Source organism: Winogradskya humida, from assembly GCF_016862215.1.
Lineage (GTDB): Bacteria > Actinomycetota > Actinomycetes > Mycobacteriales > Micromonosporaceae > Actinoplanes > Actinoplanes humidus.
The window spans coordinates 187157-209913 of sequence record NZ_BOMN01000040.1 but is presented as its reverse complement, the minus strand read 5'-3'; the positions used below and the strand labels follow the sequence as shown (position 1 = coordinate 209913).

Annotated in this window: 17 protein-coding genes; 9 read left to right on the top strand and 8 right to left on the bottom strand. The window is 68.8% G+C overall.

Going from position 1 to position 22757, the window contains the following annotated elements; genetic code table 11:
- Positions 1–53 precede the first annotated feature (53 nt).
- Complete coding sequence (locus Ahu01nite_RS17145) at positions 54–560, top strand: hypothetical protein (protein WP_203837523.1); 507 nt, start codon at positions 54–56, stop codon at positions 558–560.
- On the opposite strand, the gene Ahu01nite_RS17140 is transcribed toward Ahu01nite_RS17145, so the two are convergent.
- The 4 genes from Ahu01nite_RS17140 to Ahu01nite_RS17125 all read right to left on the bottom strand — a co-directional run bounded on the left by Ahu01nite_RS17140 (position 540) and on the right by Ahu01nite_RS17125 (position 8363).
- A complete protein-coding gene (locus tag Ahu01nite_RS17140; RefSeq protein WP_203837522.1) occupies positions 540–5360 on the bottom strand; it encodes a DNA repair ATPase in 4821 nt (1606 codons plus the stop codon). The two genes, Ahu01nite_RS17145 and Ahu01nite_RS17140, sit on opposite strands and share 21 nt — an antisense overlap.
- Entirely contained in the window at positions 5357–7387 is a 2031-nt protein-coding gene (locus Ahu01nite_RS17135) for an SPFH domain-containing protein (RefSeq protein WP_203837521.1), read from the bottom strand. Before Ahu01nite_RS17135 ends, Ahu01nite_RS17140 begins: the two co-directional genes overlap by 4 nt.
- 8 nt (positions 7388–7395) lie before the next feature.
- Positions 7396–7977 carry a hypothetical protein gene (locus tag Ahu01nite_RS17130; RefSeq protein ID WP_203837520.1) on the bottom strand — a complete coding sequence of 194 codons (582 nt, stop codon included), beginning with the start codon at positions 7975–7977 and terminating at the stop codon, positions 7396–7398.
- Positions 7978–8111: 134 nt separating this feature from the next.
- A complete protein-coding gene (locus tag Ahu01nite_RS17125; protein WP_203837519.1) occupies positions 8112–8363 on the bottom strand; it encodes a hypothetical protein in 252 nt (83 codons plus the stop codon).
- A gap of 345 nt (positions 8364–8708) precedes the next feature.
- Here Ahu01nite_RS17125 and Ahu01nite_RS17120 point away from each other — a divergent pair, with 345 nt between their 5' ends.
- The 4 genes from Ahu01nite_RS17120 to Ahu01nite_RS17105 are packed head-to-tail and all read left to right on the top strand — an operon-like array spanning position 8709 to position 13281.
- Positions 8709–10058 (top strand): glycosyltransferase, encoded by a 1350-nt coding sequence (locus Ahu01nite_RS17120; protein WP_203837518.1) that lies wholly within the window; start codon positions 8709–8711, stop codon positions 10056–10058.
- 27 nt (positions 10059–10085) lie between these two features.
- The gene (gene wecB, locus Ahu01nite_RS17115) at positions 10086–11273 is read left to right on the top strand and encodes a non-hydrolyzing UDP-N-acetylglucosamine 2-epimerase (RefSeq protein ID WP_203837517.1); all 1188 of its coding nucleotides are present in this window, start codon (positions 10086–10088) and stop codon (positions 11271–11273) included.
- On the top strand, positions 11273–12901 hold the full coding sequence (locus tag Ahu01nite_RS17110) for a DUF2334 domain-containing protein (protein ID WP_203837516.1): 1629 nt from the start codon (positions 11273–11275) through the stop codon (positions 12899–12901). Before wecB ends, Ahu01nite_RS17110 begins: the two co-directional genes overlap by 1 nt.
- A complete protein-coding gene (locus Ahu01nite_RS17105) occupies positions 12901–13281 on the top strand; it encodes a nuclear transport factor 2 family protein (RefSeq protein ID WP_203837515.1) in 381 nt (126 codons plus the stop codon). Before Ahu01nite_RS17110 ends, Ahu01nite_RS17105 begins: the two co-directional genes overlap by 1 nt.
- A 31-nt stretch (positions 13282–13312) precedes the next feature.
- Here the strand turns inward: Ahu01nite_RS17105 and Ahu01nite_RS17100 are convergent, their stop codons facing one another.
- Positions 13313–14050 (bottom strand): dienelactone hydrolase family protein, encoded by a 738-nt coding sequence (locus tag Ahu01nite_RS17100; protein ID WP_203837514.1) that lies wholly within the window; start codon positions 14048–14050, stop codon positions 13313–13315.
- A 149-nt stretch (positions 14051–14199) separates the two neighbouring features.
- On the opposite strand from Ahu01nite_RS17100, the gene Ahu01nite_RS17095 reads away from it, so the two are divergent.
- Positions 14200–15660 carry a cellulose binding domain-containing protein gene (locus Ahu01nite_RS17095; RefSeq protein ID WP_203837513.1) on the top strand — a complete coding sequence of 487 codons (1461 nt, stop codon included), beginning with the start codon at positions 14200–14202 and terminating at the stop codon, positions 15658–15660.
- A gap of 55 nt (positions 15661–15715) precedes the next feature.
- Here the strand turns inward: Ahu01nite_RS17095 and Ahu01nite_RS17090 are convergent, their stop codons facing one another.
- Positions 15716–16324: a TetR/AcrR family transcriptional regulator gene (locus Ahu01nite_RS17090; RefSeq protein ID WP_203837512.1), complete on the bottom strand. Its 609-nt coding sequence runs from the start codon at positions 16322–16324 to the stop codon at positions 15716–15718.
- A 106-nt stretch (positions 16325–16430) separates the two neighbouring features.
- On the opposite strand from Ahu01nite_RS17090, the gene Ahu01nite_RS17085 reads away from it, so the two are divergent.
- Positions 16431–16919, top strand: a complete 489-nt coding sequence (locus tag Ahu01nite_RS17085) for a MarR family winged helix-turn-helix transcriptional regulator (protein WP_203837511.1) — start codon at positions 16431–16433, stop codon at positions 16917–16919.
- Positions 16916–18520: an MFS transporter gene (locus Ahu01nite_RS17080; protein ID WP_203837510.1), complete on the top strand. Its 1605-nt coding sequence runs from the start codon at positions 16916–16918 to the stop codon at positions 18518–18520. Before Ahu01nite_RS17085 ends, Ahu01nite_RS17080 begins: the two co-directional genes overlap by 4 nt.
- 171 nt (positions 18521–18691) lie before the next feature.
- Here the strand turns inward: Ahu01nite_RS17080 and Ahu01nite_RS17075 are convergent, their stop codons facing one another.
- Together Ahu01nite_RS17075 and Ahu01nite_RS17070 are read right to left on the bottom strand one after the other, a co-directional pair.
- Positions 18692–20119 carry a DHA2 family efflux MFS transporter permease subunit gene (locus tag Ahu01nite_RS17075; RefSeq protein ID WP_239158904.1) on the bottom strand — a complete coding sequence of 476 codons (1428 nt, stop codon included), beginning with the start codon at positions 20117–20119 and terminating at the stop codon, positions 18692–18694.
- 94 nt (positions 20120–20213) lie between these two features.
- Positions 20214–20867 carry a TetR/AcrR family transcriptional regulator gene (locus tag Ahu01nite_RS17070; RefSeq protein WP_203837509.1) on the bottom strand — a complete coding sequence of 218 codons (654 nt, stop codon included), beginning with the start codon at positions 20865–20867 and terminating at the stop codon, positions 20214–20216.
- Between the two features lie 184 nt (positions 20868–21051).
- On the opposite strand from Ahu01nite_RS17070, the gene Ahu01nite_RS17065 reads away from it, so the two are divergent.
- Positions 21052–22656, top strand: coding sequence for a tetratricopeptide repeat-containing diguanylate cyclase (locus Ahu01nite_RS17065; RefSeq protein WP_203837508.1), 1605 nt, complete (start codon positions 21052–21054; stop codon positions 22654–22656).
- Positions 22657–22757 lie beyond the last annotated feature (101 nt).

Genomic DNA, 22757 nt, shown 5'->3' with positions numbered 1-22757 from the left:
CCGCGAGCGGGCACAGTTGTACCGGCCACTGCGGGTAACGGAGGGACGGTGTCGTGCGAGGCGGACTGGACGACGCACTCGACAAGCTGGCACGCCGCGATGAGTTGCGGCGGCGGGCCAACGGCGAGTCGGCAAGCAGCACCCCACCGGCGGTGAACGAGCTGGTCGAGGCGATCGCGGCGGTGGTGGGCCGCAACCCCGAGCTGGCCGTGACCGTCGGCGTCGAGGGATCGGGCGATCCGCTCCTGCTGCACTTCGCGGTCGAGGGCGGCATAGTCCAGGTCAGCGCGGACAACACCGTGGTGCAGCGTGGTCCGGAGCCGGGCCACCAGGACGACGTCATCGACGCCGACCTGGTGGAGGAGCCCTATCCGCAGCCGCATCCCTTCGCGGCCGCCCCGCCACCGGACGTGCCCCCGCAGGAGGAGCAGCGCGGCTTCCTACCGCCACTGCCCGAGCCCATCCCGTTGCACGTCGACGAGCAGGAGACCGAGCAGGCGGCGAAGCGGCTCGCCGCACTGCTCCGCGCGGACCCCTCCCTACTGCGGTCGCAGGACTAGGATCGCTCTTTCCACGGCGCTGACCTTGTCGGCGAGCAGGCCCACCGCGCCGACAGCCCGGTTGAGCGGGTCGTCGCCGGCTCCGCCCAGCGACTGCTCGCGCAGGAAGCCCGCCTTGACCTCGGCCCACCGCTCTGCCTGCTCCGGGGTGAGGCGGCCACGCAGCTCCGCGAGCTTGAGCAGGTTCGCCTCGGCTCCCGTGGTCAGCGTCTGCGCCTCACCGACGTAGTGGTCGTCGATGATCGACTCCAGCTCGGCGTCGTTCAGGGCCGGCACGATCCGCTCGGCGATCTTGTTCATGTTGCGGTAGGAGCCCTGCAGCTTGAACGGCGGTTCGACACGCGACGAGTCCGTCTGTCCCGCCGACGCGATGTACGCCTGGTTGTTGCGCAACACCGTCCGTTGCACCCGCCGCATCTTGCGCAGCACCGACAGCACCTGCTCCAGCTCCGTGGCGGAATACGCGTAGCTCAGCCGGTCGGGCCGCACCGAGTCGTCGCCCTCCGCGAGCCGCACCAGCAGCGTCAGGTCCGCCCGGTCCCGCGCGGCGAGCGGCGCCAGCACGGCGTTCGAGGTCAGGGCGTTCTCCAGGTAGGACATCTCGAACGCGTCCTCGCGCCCGGAGAGCACGTCGCCCAGGTTCCACACGTCGGCCCGGTTGGCGAGCATGTCCGGGATCCGGAACCGCTGCCCGCTCTCGGTGTACGGGTTGCCCGCCATGCAGACGGCGAACCGCTTGCCGCGCAGGTCGTACGTCCGCGTCTTCCCGTTCCAGACGCCCTCCATCCGGCGCTGGGCGTCGCAGAGCGAGATGAACTTCTGCAGCAGCTCCGGTGAGGTGTGCTGGATGTCGTCCAGGTAGAGCAGGACGTTGTTGCCCATCTCCAGGGCGAACGAGATCTTCTCGACCTCCTGGCGCGCGGTCGCGTCGGGTGCGTCCGCGGGGTCGAGCGAGGTGACCGCGTGCCCCAGTGCCGGCCCGTTCACCTTCACGAAGACCACGCCGAGCCGGTTGGCGACGTACTCCATCAGGGTGGTCTTGCCGTAACCGGGCGGTGAGATCAGCAGCAGCAGGCCGGACTGGTCGGTGCGTTTGCTGTCACCGGCCGCGCCGAGCTGCCGGGCCAGGTTGTCGCCGATCAGCGGTAGATAGACCTCGTCGAGCAACCGGTTGCGGACGAACGCGCTCATCACGCCGGCCTTGTACTCGTCGAGCCGCAACCGGTCCCGTTCTGCCGCGGCCACGGCGGTCCGCTTCCGCTGATATTCACGGTACGCAGGAATGCGCTGTTCCCGGAACCTCCTGGTCCGCACCAGGAACTCGTCCAGCCGCAGCGTGAACCGCCCGTCCGTGATGCCCGGGTGCACCCCGAGCAACCCCTCGACGGTCTCGGTGAGCGCCGCCGCCGAGTCGTAACGGGTCAGCGTCGCGCCGGTCAGCTCGATGGCGACCGCCTCGACCTGATCGTGCTGCGAGCCGCTGTCCGGCTGAGCCGCCCGGAACGCCTCCAGCCACGCCGAGACGAGCTGGCGTCGAGCCGCGGGATCGTGCTCCAGGGCGCGCAGATCATCGGCGAAACTGCGGTCACCGGCACTGAGCGCACGGTGGAACCGGTCGAGGAACCGGCGGGCGCCCGCACTGGTCACGAACCCCGCCGGCGCGGTGGCGAGCTCCTCGATGAGGTATTCGCCGACGTCCGTACCCGCCGCAAGATCTAGTTCCGCCCGCAACTCGTCCATGGCACTGCCCGCGGAGCCGAACATGTCCCGCGCCCGGACCAGCGACGAGGCCCGCAACGTCCACAACGCCTGCTGTTCCGGCGTGGTGCCGGCCCAGAACAGCTGCGCTGCGGCACGGACCTGGGGTTCGTAACGCAGGAGCCCGGCCGCGGCGTGCAAGCGGATCAGCGCGCCGAGGATCAGGGTCGCGTCGCTGTCGTGTACGCCCCGCTCGTACCCCTCGTCGAAGCGTGCCTCGGCACCACGCCGCACCACGTCCCGCAGCGACCCGTCGGCCAGGGCCGTGGCCGTTCCCGCGGGGTCCGCGGCGAAGATCGCGGCAGCCAGATGCGCACCCCGATAGACGTGGCGGTCCTCGGAGATCAGCGACTGCGTCCAGAAATCCTGCGTGGCGGCGAACGCCGGATCGGTGACCGGCGCGCGGTAGTCGGTGCCGGTGACCGTGAACGCCAGCTCGTCGCCGTTCGGCACCACGGTCAGATCGATGGCCTGGGTGTTCACCGCGAACGAGTGCCGCCCGAGGCGGATCGTGGCGCCCCCGTCGGAGAACAGGTCGAGCCGGTCGCGCAGGGACCGGCCGGCCTCCTGCCGCGCGGCCTTGACCCGCCCGTCCAGCTCCTCGGCACGCACAGAATCGCCGAGGGTACGCAGCTCAGCAGCCACCGACCGCAGCTTCGCGACCATCTGGTCCGTGGCGAAGTACGTGTTGACCTCGTCCACGGTGGTCAGACCCGCGGCCCGGCGCTGCACGCTGGTCAACGTGCGCTGCGCCGACGAGAACAGCCGGTCGGCCCGGCGTGACCGGTCGTCCAGCAACTGCTGGCGCCGTCCGGCGAATGCCTCGTAGATCTCCGAGCGTTTCGCGGCGAGCTGGTCCGCGAAGTCGTCGAAGTCCCCGAACCGGGACTCCAGCGCCTCGACCTGCAACATCAGCTTGGCGGACTGTTCGTCGCCGTGCTCGGGGGTGTCCGCGGCGGCCAGCCCGGCCGTCACCGACTGGGTGAGCAGCGCGAACTCGGCGGCGAACGCGGCCCGGCCCTCGACGGCGGCGAGGTCGCGGCGGCGGGCGTCGAGGGTCGCGCGGGCCCGGTTGACGCCGCCGAGCACTTCGCCGATGCGTTCCAGAATGCCGACCCGGACGGTCGCGTCGGCGATGTCGAGACCGCCGACCACCTCGGTGACGACCTGGAGGCCGTCGGCCTGCTCACCGAGCTTCGCGGCGACGGGTTCCGCCTCGGCGACCGTCTTGATGCCGGCCGCGGCGGTGACGAGCTGCTCGACCGAATCCTGATAGCCGGCGAAGGCGTCCTCGCGCTGCAGGAACTCCACGGCACGACGTGCTGCGGCGTCCACCTCGGACTCGAGCTCCGCGCCGAGGCGGTCGAGCCGGTCGGTGTCGACGTAGCGCAGTTCGCGGAGGGTGACCGTGTGGCCCTGGGCCGTACGCAGCGTAGCGAGCTGCCGTACCCACCCGTCCGTGGTCGCGGGCACCTCGCTGCGCGACAGCCGGACCAGTGTCCTGGTGGAGGCCTCCGCCTCGTCGACCGCGGTAGCCGCCTGCGCCGTCAGCTCCTGCACCGACTCGAACTCGTCGAGCACCTGCTCGGCGGTGGTCCGCAGCTCGGTCACCGGGGCGGCGAGATCGCCCAGCTCGGGGTCGGCGAGCCAGTGGTAGTGGTCGAACAGCCGGTTCGCGGCCGCGATGATCGCCTCGAAGACCGGGCCGGAGGGGCTCATGTCGTCGACCATGCGGGCCACCGACAGCGCATCCGCGATGCCCCGGACCAGGTCGGCGTTGCCGATGCGTTCCAGCGGGCCGGTGCCGATCTCCTGCGCCGCGGCGTACGTGTCCGAGACGTACGGCGTCTGCCACACCTGCATCGGGTGCACCCGCGCCGGCTCGTCCATCGCCCGGAACGCGATCAGCGTCCCGTCGTCGAACAGCGAATACCCGTGGCACGTGATCGGGGTCGCGACCTCTTTACGGATCACGTTGTACGGCAGCAGCAGGTAACGCCCGGCGGCCCGCGCGTGGAACACGTAGAGCGTGTCCTCGCCGTTGACCGAGCGCACCACCCGCTCGAACTCCAGCTCGGCGGTCTCCGCGTCGAACGTCTTCGCCAGACCCGTGGCCAGGTAGTAGCCGCCCGGGAAGATGATGCCCTGGTCCTCGGGGAGCCGCTGGCACGCCTGCCCGATGCCGTCGAGCCGGCGTACGTCCCGGGTCCGGGTGTTGAAGACCAGGTACCGGTGCACGGTTTCCTTGTACGGCAGGATGCGCAGCAGAATCAGCGGACCGACCCGGGCGTACGCGATCTCCCCGTCAGCGAGGCTCTGCAGCGGCTCGTCCACCGGCTCGGAGAAGATGCCCTCGCCGTCCTCGGTGTTGTTCTCCACCTTGACGGTGAGCGTGCCGCCGACCGTCTCGACGAACACCTCGTCGTCGATGGACACGTGCGGGTGCCGCCCGAGCACGTGCTGGTCACGGGTGGTCAGCGTCCACTCGAAGTCGTGCGAAGGCGGGAAGACGTGATCCCGTTCGCCGCGGTTGTCGACGTACGTCACCGACCCGTCCGCGCCCAGCCGCCACCGCAGCACCTTGAGGTCGTCGGCGCGCGCACCGGTCTGGAAGACGGCCAGCAGCAGCGAGTCGAGCCGCCGCAGCTGCAGCAGATGCGTCTCCCGGTAGTAGCGGTACAGCTCGGCGAAGTCCCGCTGGAAACCCGGGTCGTCGAGCAACCCCGGCACGGTGGCCGCCTCGAAGCCACCGTCCTGGGTGAACGCGTGCACGGCGAACACGTCCGCCACCGACGTCTCCGAGCGCAGCCCGATGAAGACGTTGTAGCCGAACAGCATCGCGCCGCCGACCTGCACGATGTCGCGCGGCACGCAGTTGTTCTCCGTGCGCACCCGCTGCGAGCCGAGCTGGCGCATCTGCTGCCCGCCGAACATCTCCGTCCGGCGGGCGTTCAGCTGTTCCGCACGCTCACCCAGCTCCTTGGCCTGCACGCCCAGCCGGGCGCGGAGAACCTCATAGGTACCTGCGTCGAGTTCACTCACCGGGCTGCGGGAACCTTGGCGTCGCCCAGACCCATCTTTTCGGCGGCGGCCAGCAGCTCCTTGAGCTTGCCGGTGTCGTTGCCACCCGACCGGATCTGCTGGGTGAGGAACGCCGACAGGGTCAGGTTGGCGACGTCACCGGTGTTCACCGAGCCGAGCACGCGGCCCAGGTCCTCGGTGAAGTTCGTGGAGCCGTCGAGGTACCGGGCTCCCAGGCTCTGGGCGACGTTCGAGTGCTCGACGAAGCCGTCGACGCTCTTGCCCATGGAGATCGCGCCGACCAGCTTGTCGAAGAAGATCGAGTCGCCGCCGACGATGTCGATGTCGGCGCGCTCCAGCCCGGTCGCGATGAGGGTCGCCTGGGACTCGGCGATGTCCTTCTGCACGTTGATGCCGGCGAGGCGGATCTCCTTCTCCATCTCGAGCCGCAGCCGGTATTCCTCGTGCTCGCGGGTGGCGGCATCCATCGCCGCCATCGCGCCGGCCTTCTCCTGCAGACCCGCGGCCTCACCGAGCAGCTTCTCGCGGATAGCCTCGGCGACGACCAGCGCCTTCGCCTGCTCGACGGCGGCCTCGGCGCGGCCCGTCTTCTCGATGACCTCGGCGTTGGCCCGGCCGGTCTTCTCGATCACCTCGGCGTTGCGTTCGCGGACCTGCACGTCGGCGAGGCCTGCCGCTGCGGCCTCGGCCTGCGTACCCTCCGCCATCCGGATCTTCGCCCGGGCATCGAGCTCCGCGGTCTGCTGGCGGGCCTCCGCCAGCACCAGCTCCTCGCGGGCCTTGAACTTCGCGGCGGTCTCGGCGGCCTCGGCGGCCTTGATGTCCTTGACCAGGGCCTCCTGCGCCTCGGCCTCGGCGTTGATGATCACGGCCTGCCGGGTGCGCTCGGCCTCCTCGACGACGCGGAGGCGCTTGATGTTCTCCTCCTGCTCGGCGACGGTCTTCTCCACCGCGATGCGCTCGCGGATCAGGTCGGCGATCGAGCGCTTCTCGGTCTCGATCTCCTTGTTCTTGGAGATCGTGGAGAGCTCGGTCTCCCGTTCGCGACCGATCACCTCGAGCATCCGGTCCTTCTCGATGCGCTCGGTCTCGATCGCGATGACCCGCTCGCGGTTCTTCTCGGCGACCGCGATCTCCCGGTCCTTGTTCTGCGTCTGGATGCCGAGCTGCTGTTCGGTACGCAGGTGCGCGCCCTCGGCCCGCAGCCGCTCCTCGGCGTGAGCGAGCGCGATCTCGGCCTCCTCGCGGGCCCGCATCGTCTCGATCTCCCGGCGCTGCTTGATCTCCGCGTCGGCCTGGCGGCGCTCCAGCTCGAGGATCGCCTCCTTGGCGTCCACGTTCTGGCGGGTGAGTTCCTTCTCCTCGTTGCGCCGGAAGTCGTTGGTGAGCACCGACTCGATCGCGGTCAGCTCGGTGATCTTCCGGATGCCCTGCGCGTCGAGGATGTTCTTCGGGTCGAGCGACGACATCGGGGTCTGCTCGAGGAAGTCGATCGCGGCGTCCTCGAGGCTGTAACCGTTGAGGTCGGTGCCGATCACCTCGATGATCTGGTCCCGGAACTCGTTGCGCTTGGTGTAGAGGTCGACGAAGTCCAGCTGCTTACCGACGGTCTTGAGCGCTTCGGAGAACTTCGCGCTGAACAGCTCCTGCAGCGTCAGCTCGTTGCTGGCCCGCGCGGTGCCGATCGCCTGGGCGACCTTGATGACGTCCTCGACGGTCTTGTTGACCCGGACGAAGAACGTGATCCGGATGTCGGCGCGGATGTTGTCCCGGCAGATCAGACCCTCACGCCCGGTCCGCGCGATCTCGATGGTCTTCACCGAGATGTCCATGATCTCGGACTTGTGCAGCACGGGCAGCACGACGGCGCCCGTGAAGGTGACGTCCACGCGGCGCACCTTGGAGACGATGAGCGCTTTGCCCTGCTCCACCTTGCGGAACAGCCGGCTGACGAACAGCAGGACACCGATCGCGATGAGCAGTACGACGGCGATGAGCACGCCGAATCCAGTGGTGACCACGTCCATGGGGGTCCTTAAACGTTGGCGATGTCGGACGGGATGACCCAGAAGAACTCGCCTTCGGGGTCGACGTCGTACAGAAGGGCGGTTGTCCCGGCGCGCAGATCGTCGTCGCCGGCCTGGCGAACCTGCACGATCGCGGAGGAACCGTCGGGTGAGTGCACCTCGGCCTGGCCGAACGTGCGGGTCACCCGCCCGGTGCGGATGACGCACGTGAGCCCGATGAAGTCGGCCCGGGAGGGTTCCGGGCCGGTCGGCAGGAAGCGTTTGACCGCCATGACGGCGACCTTGGTGAGAATCCAGGCCGCGGCGACGGCACCCGCCAGCACCAGCGCGACCGGGATCATGTCGAGCAGCTCGGTGCCGGCGAGGCTGCCGAACCACGCGAAGACGACGAGCAGGGAGAGCACCACGGAGGCGGGCACACCGCCGAGTCCGAGGAAACCCAGGAACCCGCCGCCGTCGTCAGCCGCGCCGTCGCCATCGGGATCGGCGCCACCGACGATGACGACCAGCCAATAACCGATGACCACCACGAGCAGCGGAGTGAAAACAACGGTGGGGAAGCTGAGCACAGCCTCGAAGAACCCACCCATGACTCAGCCCGCCCCCGTGTGCCGCCGCCGTCGCTCCCCGTGTGCCAAGCGATCCTTGCGGTGATGTCGATGATGACAGGGGTAGGCAAGAACGGCCCTCGTCCATCAGGACGAGGGCCGGTCACAAGTAAGAGTCAGTCGTCCGTCAGAGCCAGGGCGTCGGGCAGGTCCTGCAGCACCTCACGACGGTCGCGATCGCGGGTCGCCGCGGCGAGTTCCTCGATGTAGTCGATCAGCTCGTCGCGCTCCGCCTCGCTCAGATCCTCGAGCGACGCGGCCAGCTCGTCGATCAGGGTTGTCGCCGTTTCCGGCTCGATTTCGTCGTCGCTGGTGAGTTCGATCGACACGGCCAGGTCGATCAGGGCGCGCATCAGGGTCCGGTTCACGCAGGCAGCATAGACCTCACCGTAAGTAACAGGCAGTGATCCCCGGGCCACTCCTTGCCCGCAACGGCCTACATCACCTTGAGTGACTAAAAGCTCGCGCGACGGTAGGTGATCGCCCCGCACGCGAGGTTTGTCCTCACGCCACGTGACGCGGCCTTTTGCCGGTTATTTAACGCTTTGCGACGCCTGAGATGTCTGGCATAGCCCATTTGGCCAGTTCGCCCGAGACCTCCGGTCCGCGGCCTTGAATCACGCTCGGTGACACCCTAATGTCCTGATTAGTCCAGCGGCGCGGCAAGAGTGACTGCACTGCTGACACGAACAGTGATGAAGGGAGGGCGGGTCATGACGGCATCGAACAGTTGGTTCCTCGTGATCACCGGCTACGCGATCCTGCTGGCCTGGCCCGTCTCGACGCTGGCCCTGGTCAGCTTCGCGGTCCGTTACATGGCGTCGCATCGCCGGGTCGTCGTCGACCGGTCGCTGGCGAAGGGCGACGGCACGCCGGAGCACTTCTGGATCATCGTGCCGGCGCTGAACGAAGAGGTCGTCGTCGGCAACACGGTCAACGCGGCACTGGCCCTCGGCGGCCCCGGCGGCACCCTGGCCCGGGTCCTCGTGGTCGACGACGGATCGGACGACCGCACCCCCGACGTACTCGCCGCCATCAACCACCCGAGGCTGATGGTGCTGCGCCGCGAGCTTCCCGAAGCACGCAAGGGCAAGGGCGAGGCGCTCAACGCCGCCTACCGCTATATCGCGCAGATCACCACCGAAGCCGGCGTACGCCCGGACAAGGTCGTCATCGGCATCATCGACGGCGACGGCCAGGGCAGCAGCAACATCCTGCTCGAGGTCTCCCGGATGATGCGCGACCCGCAGATCGGCGCGGTGCAGGTGCAGGTCCGCATCCGCAACCGCAACAAGCTCCTCGGCGCGGTCCAGGACCTCGAGTTCGGGGCCATCGTCAACGCCTGCCAGAGCCTGCGCGACACGATCGACACGGTCGGGCTCGGCGGCAACGGGCAGTTCACCAGGCTCTCCGCGCTGCTGGCTCTCGGCGACGCGCCCTGGTCGGCCTGCCTCGTCGAGGATCTCGAGCTCGGCCTGCGGATGCACCTCGACGGGGTCGGCATCCGCTACACCCCGCGGGCCACCGTCACCCAGCAGGCCGTCGTCGACCTGCGCCGGCTCACCCGCCAGCGCACCCGCTGGGCCCAGGGCAACCTGCAGTGCGCGCGTTACCTGCGCCGGCTGGCCGCCTCCAAGCGGATCGGCGTGACCTCGCTGGTGGAGATGTTCCACTACCTGGTCTCGCCCTGGATCAACGCGCTGGTCACCGTCGCCCTGCTCGGCGGGGTCCTGGCCGGCGCCGCCGGTCTGGCGCTCGGCCACCCGATGCCCTACCTGCGCTCCTGGCAGGACCTGGCCACGAGCGGCGAGGTGTGGTTCGCGGTGACGTTTTTCCCCGGCTTCATCTGGGCCCTCGTGCACCGTTACCGGCTGCGGGACGAGAGCCTGCGCCGGCTGCTCACCGCCGCGGTCGCGTACCCGATCTTCCTTCTCCTCGGTCTGGTCGCCACCTACCGCGCCATCGCCCGCCAGGCGAGCGGCCGGCAGTCCTGGGCCAAGACCGAGCGGCTCGCCGAAGAGCCGATCTCCCCCGCACCGCTGCAAGTCGCTCTAGCCGCCTGACTCCCCCTGCTAGAAAAGGTCCAAAAAATGTCGCTCCCCGAGGTACACCTGATCGGCGGCACCCGCCCCGAAGCCGTCAAGCTCGCCCCCGTAGTGCTCGCCATGCGCGAAGCCGGCCTGCTCGCCCCCGTCCTGGTCGCCAGTGGCCAGCACCCCACGATGGTCAGCCAGGCGCTCGTCGCGTTCGGCCTCGAACCCGACGTCACGCTGACCGTCGAGCGTGGCACGGGAACCCAGGCCGAGCTGCTCACCGAGATGATCCGGCAGCTCGACGAGCTGTGGGCGCAGCGGACCCCCGCCGCCGTGATCGTGCAGGGCGACACCACCACAAGCCTGGCCGGCGCGCTCGCCGCGTTCTGGCGGCGGATCCCGGTCGTGCACCTCGAGGCGGGGCTGCGCTCCGGTGACCTCGAGTCGCCGTTCCCCGAGGAGGGCAACCGCCGGCTGGTCGCGCAGGTCGCGTCGCTGCACCTCGCGCCGACGCCGCTGGCCGCCATGAACCTGCTCGACGAGAACATCAACACCGCCGACGTGCTGATCACCGGGAACACCGTGGTCGACGCCACGCTCGCGGTTGCCGGGCGGCGGATGCCGTACGAGACCCCCGCGCTGGCCGCCCGCGCCGACTCCGAGAACCGGCTGGTCGTCGTCACCGCGCACCGCCGCGAGTCGTGGGGCGCCCCGCTCGACCGCATCCTCGCCGCCGTCCGCGAGCTCGTCGAGCGGTACGACGACATCGACGTGGTGCTGCCGAGCCACCCGAACCCCGCCGTGCGCGCCCAGGTCGAGGCCGGCCTCGGCGGCGTCGAGCGGGTCACGATCACCGACCCGTTGCCGTACCCGGATCTGTCGCGTCTGCTCTCCGAGGCGTACCTGGTGCTCACCGACTCGGGCGGCATCCAGGAGGAGGCCCCGTCGTTCGGCGTTCCCGCGCTGGTGCTGCGCGAGGTCACCGAGCGGGTCGAGTCGCTGCACGCCGGCTGCGCCAAGCTCGTCGGCTCCAACCCCGAACTGATCGTCAAGGAGGCGGCCCTGCTGCTCGACAGCCGGGTGCGCCGCGACGCGATGACCGCGGGCGGAAATCCCTACGGCGACGGTCTCGCGGCCAGCCGTACCGCTCAGGCCACCGCGAACCTGCTCGGCCTCGCCGAGGCTCCCGAACCGATGCCCGCCTTCGAGTCCACCGCCGCTGTCACGTACGGAGCGTCCTTCTGATGCGTACCCCCAAAATCACCCGCCGCACGATCCTCGGCGCCGGCGTCGCCCTCACCGCCACCGCCGCCCTCGGGGTCGGCGTGATGAACGCCGACGCCGCGACCACCACCACGTCGGCCGCCACCAAGTCGGGCAAGGCCGCGCCGGGCGGCGGGACCGCGAAGACGCTCGTGCTCTACGACACCACCGGCGACTACGGCTGGATGGGCGAGGTCTACGCCACCCAGACCGCGAACCTCGCCTCGCACTTCGGTTCCTGGACCGCGGCGCCGGTCGCGGCCTACAAGGCCGGTGACCTGAACACCTACACGGCCGTGGTCTACGTGGGCTCCACCTACGACGAGCCGCTGCCGGCCGCGTTCCTCACCGACATCACCGCGACGAAGAAGCCGGTGACCTGGCTCTTCGACAACATCTGGCAGCTGGCCGCCAAGGACGCGAACTTCGCCGCCAACCACGGCTTCACCAGCGGTTCGTTCGACTTCGCCGACGTGACCGAGGTCGACTACAAGGGCAAAAAGCTCACCCGTGACACGACCGACAAGTCCGGCATCATGAACCTCACGGTCACGGACACTTCCAAGTTCAAGACCTTGGCTTCGGCCGTACGCCCGGACGGCACCACCTTCCCCTGGGCCGTCCAGTCCGGCAACTTCACCTACGTCGGCGAGATCCCGTTCGCGTACGTGACCCACGACGACCGCTACCTCGCGTTCGCCGACATCCTCTTCGACTCGCTCGGCGACACCGGCGTCTCCCGGGAACGGCACCGCGCCCTCGCCCGCATCGAGGACATCGGCCCCGACTCCGACCCGGACGAGCTCAAGGCGATCGCCGACTACCTCTACGCCGAGAAGGTCCCGTTCAGCGTCGCCGTCTACCCGCGGTACCGCGACCCGAAGGGCGTGCAGAACAACGGCAAGGCCCAGGACTACACGCTGGTGAACAAGCCGAAGGTCGTCGCGGCGCTGAAATACATGCAGAAGCGCGGCGGCACCCTGATCATGCACGGCTACACCCACCAGTACGGCAACGTGGCGAACCCGTACGACGGCGTCAGCGCGAACGACTTCGAGTTCTACATGGCGCACGTCGACGCGAACAACAGCGTGATCTATGACGGCCCGGTCAAGGAGGACTCGGCGTCATACGTGACCAGCCGCGTCACCGCCGCCGGCCTGACCTTCGCGCTCGCCGGCCTCGGCATGCCCACGACGTTCGAGTTCCCGCACTACGCGGCGAGCGGGCTGGACTACCAGACGATCAACACGCTGTTCGGCAAGCGCTACGACCGCGGCCTCTACTTCCCGGGCGTGCTCACCGGGGCGCAGTTCGACTACACCCGCCAGTTCGGGCAGTTCTTCCCGTACGCCGTCCGCGACGTCTACGGCTCGGTCGTGATCCCGGAGAACATCGGCAACGTCGAGCCCGACGCGTTCAACAACCACCCCGCCCGGCTGCCCGCCGACCTGCTCGCCTCCGCGGACCGCAACCTGGTCGTACGCGATGGCGTGGCCAGCTTCTTCTACCACGCGTACCTCGGCACGGACCACCTGAAGACGCTGGTCACGGGGCTCAAGGCGCAGGGCTACACGTTCGTCACCGGCGACTCGATGGTCACCGGCTGATGTCCGCCACCGGGGAGGTAGCGGCGTTCTACGCGCAGTCGTGGATCCATCAGGACCGCAACGCCATGTTGCGGGTCATCGCACCGGACGCCGAGATCGAATGGAACCTCGACCAGCCGGCCGATGACGAGGAACTGGCCCAGCTCCTGCAGCGGATGGCCGCGTTCGCCGACTCGGTCACGATCGCCTCGACCGTCTGCGCGGACGACCGGGCGGCGCTGGTCTACGACTGTGCCGCTCCCTTCGGCACGGCCCGCTTCGCCGAGTTCCTCACGGTCACCGACGGCCTGATCAGTGAGGTCCGGCAGGTGTACGACGTGACGGCGCTGCGCCGCTACTTCCACGGCCTGCTCGACGAGGAAGACGAGTACGAGTTGTGATCACGTCTCCCTCCATCGGCAGGGGCCCGTTCTACTTGAGAGTTCTTTCCAAGAGCGCGAACAAGTTTTCCCAGTGGCGCTTCTCGCCGGCCTCGTCGTACGCGGACGTGTCGGTCATCGTGTAGCCGTGCGAGGCGCCGTCGTAGATCTCCGACGTGTAGGTGACCCCGGCCTCGTCCAGCGCCTGCTCGAGCACGGCGATCTGCTCGGCGGTGATCGAGTGGTCCTTGTCGGCGTGGCCGAAATACAGCTCACCCGTGATAGCCCCTACCGCCAGGTGGGGGCTGTCAGGCTGATCGGTCACCAACCGGCCGCCGTGGAAGCTGGCCACTGCTCTGATCCGGTCCGGGTACGCCGCGATCGCCTTGAACGCGTTCGTGCCGCCCATGCAATAACCGGTGATCGCGACCGGGCCGGTCTCGTAGGCGCTGAAGAAGTCCAGGTACGCCTTGGTGTCGGACAGGATCTCGGGAGTGTTCAGCGCCATGACGAGCGGCATGATCGTGGCGATGGCGGCTTCCCGGGCCTCCGGGGTCTGCAGGGAGCCGTCGAAGAGCGGGGCGCGCTTACCGCGGTAGAGCAGGTTCGGGGCGAGGACTGCGTACCCGTGCTCGGCGATCCGCTCCGCCATCTCGTAGATGCGGGGACGCAGGCTGAAGGCATCCGGGTAGAGCAGCACGCCCGGGAACGGCCCGTCGCCGTCGGGCAGCACCAGGTACGCGTCCGCGACGCCGTCCGGGGTTGTGATGTCCACGGTGGTCTTGTTCATACGGGCACGCTATCCCCCTTACCCACCGTGATCGTCGACGCCGGTTGGTGCCACTTAAAACAGACTTAAGGAATTTGGCAGAACGCTTTAAGCCGCCCAGGATCACGATCAGTCTCGTTCTCAGCCTTACCTTGATCGGAGTTCTGCCCATGGCACGTCGTCGTCTGCGTTTGGCCATCTACGCGGGAGCCGCCGCAATCGCCATCGGCGGTGGCGCCGTCGCCGCGGTCGCTGCCACCAACCCGTCGACGCAGGCCACCGGCGGGCTGACCGCGAGCTTCACCAAGGACTCCGACTGGGGCAACGGCTACCAGGGCAAATACACGATCACGAACTCAGGTGGCGCCGCGGTCAGCGGCTGGCAGCTCGTCTTCGGCCTGCCGGCCAGCGCGAAGCTCAGCAGCTCGTGGGAGGCCACGGTCACCACCGCGGGGACCACGTCGACGGCGAAGGACAAGGGCTACAACGCCACGATCCCGGCCGGCGCGACCACCACGTTCGGGTTCATCGTGACCGGCAGCGGCGCACCGACCAGCTGCACGATCAACGGCGCGTCCTGCGGTGGCGGCGGCTCGACCCCGACCACGGCACCCACCACCGCGCCGACGACCAAGGCTCCGACCACGGCACCGACCACCAAGGCGCCCACGACCGCGCCCACCACGAAGGCGCCGACGACGGCACCGACCAGCGCACCGGCGACCACCACACCGCCGTCCTCGGGCAGCGGCAACGTGCTCGTCGCGCCGTACGTCGACATGGGCCTGCTCTCCAACGGCAGCACGACGCTGTCGCAGCTGGCATCGAGCGGGAACGTCAAGTCGTACTCGCTGGCGTTCGTCACCAGCGTCGGCTGCAAGGCGAGCTGGTTCAACGCGTTCGACCCGCGGGCCAAGCAGTTCGGTGACCAGATCACGGCGATCCGGGCCGGCGGCGGCGACGTGAAGGTGTCCTTCGGCGGCGCGACCGGCATCGAGCTGGCGCAGGCGTGCACCGACGTGAAGGCGCTGCAGGCCGAGTACCAGGCGGTCGTCTCCGCGTACAACCTGAAGTACATCGACCTCGACATCGAGGGCGCGGCCGTGGCCGACCCGACCACGATCGCCCGCCGCTCGACCGCGCTCGCCGCGCTGCAGAAGGCCAACCCCGGCCTGAAGATCTCGCTGACCCTGCCGGTGCTGCCCGAGGGCCTCACCGCCGACGGTGTGAACGTGGTCAAGTCGGCGAAGAACGCGGGCGTCGACCTCGACCTGGTCAACATCATGGCGATGGACTATGGCCGCTCCGGTCAGGACTACGGCGACCTGGCGATCCAGGCCGTCAAGTCCACCAAGGACCAGATCAAGTCGGTCTACGGCAACAGCGACGCGGCCGCCTTCAAGATGGTCGGCGTGACCCCGATGCTGGGCAAGAACGACGACAACGGCACCTTCACCCAGGACGACGCCCGGGACCTGGTCGCCTTCGCGAACAGCAACCACCTCGGGTTCGTCTCCTTCTGGGAGGTCAACCGCGACAAGAACGCCTGCAACGGCGCGCTCTTCCAGTGCACCAACGTCACCCAGTCGCCGTTCGAGTTCTCCAAGATCTTCGCCGGCTTCAAGGGCTAGGCACCTGAGTTTCCGTCCCCCAACGGAAGAACCATCCCTAGAGAAACGCGGTCCCTCACGGGGCCGCGTTTTCTCGTTCAAAACCCTTGCCGAGCTCGGCGACCGTACGCCGGGCCAGGTCACGCAGAGATGTGTCGTCCGGGCTCTCCAGCCAGAAGTGCAGCGCGACCCGCATCGCGGTCATGAACGTGGCGGCCATCAGCCGGGCGGTGACGGGATCGCCGAGCCGATCGGCGACTGCACCCGCCAGCTCCTGCTCCAGCGCGGCGAACGTGCTGACCTGCTGGACGAGCAGTGCCGGCTCGGTCCGCAGCAGCCGCGTCTGCGCCACCCACTGCGGGTCGACCACGCCGATCTGCTCGTAGTACTCGTCGGACGCGCCGGCCAGCGCGGTCCACGCGCTCTCCCGCGCCGGCCGGCCCCGGACCAGGTCGACAAGCGTGGCGATGCGCCGGTGGTCGCCGTAGAGCAGCGCCTCTTCCTTGTTGGCGAAGTAGTTGGAGAACGTACGCCGGGAGACCCCGGCCTCGTCCGCCACCGCCTCCACCGTGACCTTGTCGGCCCCGTGCGCGATCGCGAGCCGGACCGCGGCCTCATGCAGGGCCTGGCGGGTAGCGGCCTTCTTGCGCTCCCGCAGCCCGGGCTCGGACGTGGCGGTACTCATGGCCGAAGCTTAGCGGCGATCTGCATCACTTCCCAATGGGCAAACTTGCACTTTGAGCAAGTCAAGCAGATAGTTGTATGTGACACCCATCCCGCAGGAGGCTCTCATGCCTGACGACGCCGGCACCGCGGCTCGTCGCGAACTGCTCCACCAGGTCCGCGAGATGTTCACAGCGTTCCGCCTCTTCAAGGGCGAGCTGCCGAGCCAGCACGCGGCCGTGCCCCCGGGCACCCTGATGGTGCTCGCGTCGATCGATCAGATGACCCCCGGCTCCGACGCCGGCTGCCACCTCAAGGATCTCGCCGTCCGCTGCTCGCTCGACCCCTCGACGGTCAGCCGCTCGGTCGCCGCCCTCGTCAGGTCAGGCCTCGTCGACCGCGCCGCCGACCCGGTCGACGGCCGCGCCAGCGTCCTCGCCCTGAGCGCCCACGGCCGACGCACCCTCGACGAGATCTACGGCTGGATCGACGACCGTCTCGCCGTGGCCATGCAGGGATGGGCCCTCGACGACATCGCCGTCTTCACCGCGCTCATGCAGCGCTTCTCTTCAGACCTCACCCTCAAGACCCTCAACCCGCTGGAGGCCGCGCGATGAGCGCACCGACCACTACGCGCGTCGAACCTGATGCGATGAGCCACCGCCAGATCCTGGAGGCCCTCAGCGGCCTCCTGCTGGCCCTGTTCGTCGCCATGTCCAGCGCCACCATCGTCTCGACCGCCCTGCCGACGATCATCGGATCGCTGAACGGCACCCAGAACCAGTACACCTGGGTCGTCACGGCAACGCTGCTCACCAGCACGGCGACCACCCCGATCTGGGGCAAGCTCTCGGACCTCTACAGCAAGAAACTGCTGGTCCAGCTCTCGATCATCATCTATGTGGCCGGCTCGATCGTCGCCGGCTTCTCCCAGACCGCCGGTGAGCTGATCGCCGCCCGCGCCTTCCAGGGCATCGGCCTCGGCGGCGTCCAGGCCCTGGTCCAGGTCGCCATCGCCGCGATGATCGCACCCCGCGAACGCGGCCGCTACAACGGCTACCTCGGCGGCGTCCTCGCCCTCGCCACGGTCGGCGGCCCGCTCCTGGGCGGCGTCATCGTCGACTCCCCGCTGGGCTGGCGCTGGTGCTTCTTCGCCGGCGCACCCGTCGCGGTCCTCGCCCTGATCGTCCTGCAGCGGACCCTGCACCTGCCGGTCTTCAAGCGCGACAACGTCAAGATCGACTACGTCGGCGCGAGCCTGATCGCCCTCGGCGTGAGCGTCATCCTGATCTGGATCTCGTTCGTCGACAGCTCCTTCGCCTGGATCTCCTGGCAGACCTTCGCCATGGTCATCCCCGGCATCCTGATCCTCGTCGCCGCCGTCTGGGTCGAGTCCCGCGTCGCCGAGCCGGTCGTCCCCCTGCCGATCGTCAAGCAGCGCAACACCGCCCTGGCCATCGTCGCCAGCCTCGCAGTCGGCATGGCGATGTTCGGCGGCTCGGTCTTCCTCGGCCAGTACTTCCAGATCGGCCGCGGTTACAGCCCCACCGAAGCCGGCCTGCTCACCATCCCCCTGATGGGCGGCCTCCTGGTCTCCTCAACGGTGTCCGGCCGCATGATCACCAAGACCGGCAAAATCAAGCCCTACATCCTCGCGGGTACGGCCATCCTGGTCGCCGGTTTTGCCATGCTCGCCTTCATGGACCACGAAACCCCGCTCTGGTTCCTCTGGACCGGCATGCTGCTGGTCGGCATCGGCGTCGGCATGTCGATGCAGAACCTGGTCCTCGCCGTCCAGAACTCGGTCTCCCTCAAGGACATCGGCGCCGCCAGCTCCACGATCGCGTTCTTCCGCTCCCTCGGCGGCACGATCGGCGTCTCGGTCCTCGGCGCCGTCCTCGCCCACCGCGTCACCGACTCGATCACCAGCCAGCTCGCCGCCTCAGGCGCCCCGGCCGGCTCCGGCGGCGGCAGCATCAGCGCCCTGAACCTGTCGAGCCTCCCCGACTCCCTCCAGCACATCGTCCGCGCCGCCTACGGCGACGCCACCGGCCACATCTTCATGATCTCCGCGTTCATCGCGGTCATCGGCGTCGTCGCCTCGCTGTTCTTCAAGAACATCACCCTGCGCACGTCGCTCGACATGACCAAGGCCGCCTCCGAGACCAGGTCCGCCGAAGACGAAGCCACCATCCCCGCCGAAGCCGTCACCCGCTGACCCACCCGGCACGATAAGTTGTGCACAATTTAATTGTGCACAACCGAATTCACAGCAGCGCCCGGGCCAACCGCCCGGGCGCTGCTCCGTGTGCGGCCGGCTTTGCGCCGGGCCCACATTTCCCGCGATCAGGCGCGGCCGGCCTTGCGGCCGGGCCCATGTTTTCCGCGATCAGGCGGCGGCTGCGGCCTCGGCCATCTGCTCCTCGGTGGGGCGCAGGCGGGGCGCGGCGAGTGCGGCCAGGATGTTCGCGGCGGCGAACACAGCGGCGATCAACAGACCCCGCTCGAACCCGCCGACCAGCGCCTCCTGGGGCTGCGCACCACCGCTGATCAGGTTCTCCACGTGCGAGGTGGAGAACGTGGTGATGATCGCCAACCCGAGAGCGCCGCCGATCTGGTAGCCCGCGTTGACCACCCCGGAAGCCGCGCCGGCCTGTTCGTGGGTGACATCGGCGACGGCGGAGATCGAGGCGGGGGTGCCGACGGCGATGATGCCGATGCCGAACAGGACCAGGCCGGGCAGGACCGTGGCGGCGTAGGAGGAGGTGGCGTCGGCCTGGGAGAGCAGGAGGAGGCCGGCGATGCTCAGGATGCCGCCGCCGATCTGGACGGGCTTGGTGCCGAAGCGGGTGACGAGCTGCGCGGAGACGACAGCGCTGGCGATCGCTGCGAAGCCCATCGGGAGGAATTCCAGGCCGGTTTCGAGGGCGGTGAGACCGCGGACCTGCTGGAGGAAGATCGCGGTGAGGAAGAACATGGCCAGGAAGGCCGCACCGTTGAGTGCCAGCGCGAGCGTCGACGTGGTCATGCTTCGAACCCGGAAAAGCGTGAGGGGTACGAGCGGAGCAGTCGAGCGGGCCTCCACGCGTACGAAAGCGAACAGCAGAGCCGCGCCACCGATGAGCAGGGCGATCACCTCGAAGGACGACCACCCGAGGGGTTCTGCCCGGATCACGCCGAGCACGATGGCCAGCAGGCCGGCGGTGCTCAGCAGCGCACCGGCGACGTCGAACGTGCGCGGGCCGGCCTGTGATGCCCTGCTCTCCGCCACGATCGACGGCGCCAGCAGCGCCAGCACGATGGCGAACGGCACGTTGACCAGGAAGATCCAACGCCAGGAGAGCGAGTCCACGAGTACGCCGCCCGCGATCACGCCCAGCGTGCCGCCCAGTCCGGCCAGGCCGCCCCAGATACCCATCGCGATGTTGCGCTCACGGCCGTGGGCGAACGTGACGGTGAGGATGGCGAACGCCGCCGGGGAGAGCAGTGCGCCGCCGAGCCCCTGAACGGCTCGCAGCACGATGAGCTGGTCCGGCGACTGGGCCAGCCCGGCGAGCAGCGACGTCAGGCCGAACAGCAGCAGGCCGATCACGAACATCCGGCGCCGCCCGACGAGGTCGGCAACCCGGCCACCGAGCAACAGGAAACCACCGAAGAGCAGGGTGTACGCGCTGATCACCCACTGCAGCGCGGAGGCACTGAACCCGAGGTCCTGCTGTATGTCGGGCAGCGCCACGTTCACGATCGTCACGTCCAGCACGACCATGAACTGCGCGACTGCCACTACGGCCAGGGTCGGCCATGGATTACGGGACACCGCTTCACCCCCACGCTCAAGCCGCCCTATGCGGCGTACATGTACAACGTATATGTACGGCGTACAGGAGCGTCAAGAGAGGTGTGATTTTGCTCTAGCGGATGCCCCGCACGCCCTGGACCAGCAGGTCGAGGTTGAGATCGAAGAAGTCGTCCTGGCCGAAACAGCTGACCAGGCCCGGGGCGGCTGCGATCAGGTGCGGGAACCGGGTCGGGGGCAGCGCCGCGAGCGTCGCGGTCTTGAGCCGGAGCCGGTCTTCCAGATCCTCGGGCGTGACGACCTCGCGCTGCCCCGGATCGCCGGCGACCAGCGCGACGACCGAGCAGAACAGGAACGTGGCGACCTCCGCGGCCCGGCGCGGCTCCAGCCCGGCCTCGGCCAGGAGCGCCAGCACCCGCTCGGTCAGTTCAAGGCCGGCATCGGCGACCAGGACCTGACGTGCGGCCATTCCGGCCACTGCCGGATGCGGGCGAAGGGCAACGGCAATCGCTTCGAGTACGTCACGGAGCTGGGCGTCCCAGGGAGCCTCCGACGGCGGTGGCAGCTTGACGGCCTCGACAAGATGCGCGGCCAACGCGTCGAGCAGGGCTTCCTTGTCGTTGAAATGCCAGTACATGGCCATCGGCGTGACGCCGTTCTCCTGGGCCAGGCGCCGGATCGTCACGGCCTCCAGACCCTCGGCATCGGCGAGCGCCATCGCGCAGTCGACGATCACGTCCCTGCTGAGACGCTGATTCCGCTTGGCCATGCGCCAACTGTACGACGTACATCGGGTGCTTCCCGCCGGCGGCCGCGAGATGGATCACGTCTGCGACTGTGGGATCAAGTGTTCACTCACGGCTAACCTTCGGAAACAGAGCGCATTGGCGATTGTTCTTCAGCGGGAGCCCGAGTTGTCGATGAATCGTGGTGACACCGAGAGGAGCAGGCCGATGCAGGGGCGCTTGACCGACGCCGAACAGCTGTCCGCTGCCCTTACCGAGCTCGAGGACCAGTACGTCTGGGCCGCGGATTCGTCGTACGACACCGCGACCGCGTACGAGCGCCAGGCCCGTGCCCTCGGCGACGAGCGGCTGATCACCCGCGCCCGGCTCTGCCAGGCGAACATGCTGATGCGCATGGGTGACGTCGCCGCCGCCGCCCGCCAGATCTGGGCCCTGCACCGCTGGGCCGCCGAGCACGACGACCGCGTCCTGCAGGCCCGCACCCACCTCGTCTGGTCCAACATCCACCGCCACCTCGGCGACGCCGCGCAATGCCTGGAACACGCCGTGCTCGCGGTCGAGCTGCTGGACGGGAGTGCGACGGCGTACATGCACGTCTGGCACCGCACCAAGCTCGCCGACGCGCTCGGGCTGGCCGGTTCGATGGACGCCGCCCGTGCCCGGTACGAGCAGACCGAGGAGCTCGCCACCGACCTCGGCGAACCGCATCTGCTTCTCGGAGTGCTCAACAACTACGCGTACACCGAGCACGCCGCCGGTGAACACGAACGCGCCCAGGCGGTGACCAACCAGCTCCAGCTGATCGCCCTGGAGCACGGGCTCGAGCTGGACCCGGCCGGCCTGGACACGATCGGCGCCATCGAGATCGAGAACGGCAACTACTCAGAAGCCGAGAAACTTCTGCTGGAAGCCGTACGCAGGCACGAGCTCGGTAGGTACGAGGACGCCGACGCGCTCGCCGAGTACAAGCTCACGCTCGCCCGTGCGCAGCGGTTCCTGGGCGCCACCGATCGTGCGCAGGACAGCCTCGACAAGTCCCGGGAGCTGTGCGTCTCGCGGGGGCTCGGGGATGTGCTGGTCCGCGTACATCAGGAACAGGCCGAACTGCACGCGGCGCGTGGCGAGTTCGCCGAGGCCTTCGCCGTTCACAAGATCTTCTTTGCCGCCCACCACGCCCTGCACTCGTCGCAGCGAGAGGCACAGGCCCGCACCCGGCAGGCGATGTTCGAGACGGCCGAGGCCCGCCAGGAGGCCGAACGCTTCCGCGAGCAGGCCCGCCGCGACCCGCTGACCGGCCTGCGCAACCGCCGCTACCTCGACGAGCAGCTGCCCGGGATGGTCGAGCAGTGCGTCGGCCTGACCGTGGCCATCGTCGACCTCGACCACTTCAAACGGGTGAACGACCAGCTCTCCCACAACATCGGCGACCAGGTGCTGATCCAGGTGGCCAAGATCCTCGAGACGGAGCTCGCAGCCGTGTCGCCGGACGGCTTCGTCGCCCGAATGGGTGGCGAGGAGTTCCTGCTCGCACTCCCCGGGATCACCGGGCCCACGGCCGGCGAGCACCTCGACGGCATCCGCGTCGCGATCTCCTCCTACGACTGGTCCGAGCTGACCCACGGCATGCCGATCACCGTGAGCATCGGGGTCGCGGGGCTGACCGACACGAACACCGCGTCGCAGGCCGCCCTGCTGTCCATCGCGGACCGCAACCTCTACGTAGCCAAGCACGCCGGCCGCGACCGGGTGGTGGCCGGCAAACACCTCGACGGCCGCCACCGCTCCTACCGCAACGGCGCAAACGCCGCCTGACCCGCGCCGAGCCCACCCCGCGCTTGATTCCGTGACGTCGGGACCGGGTGTACCCGATATGCGGGGATGCGTCCACGCCTCCCGTCCCGCCGGGCGACACG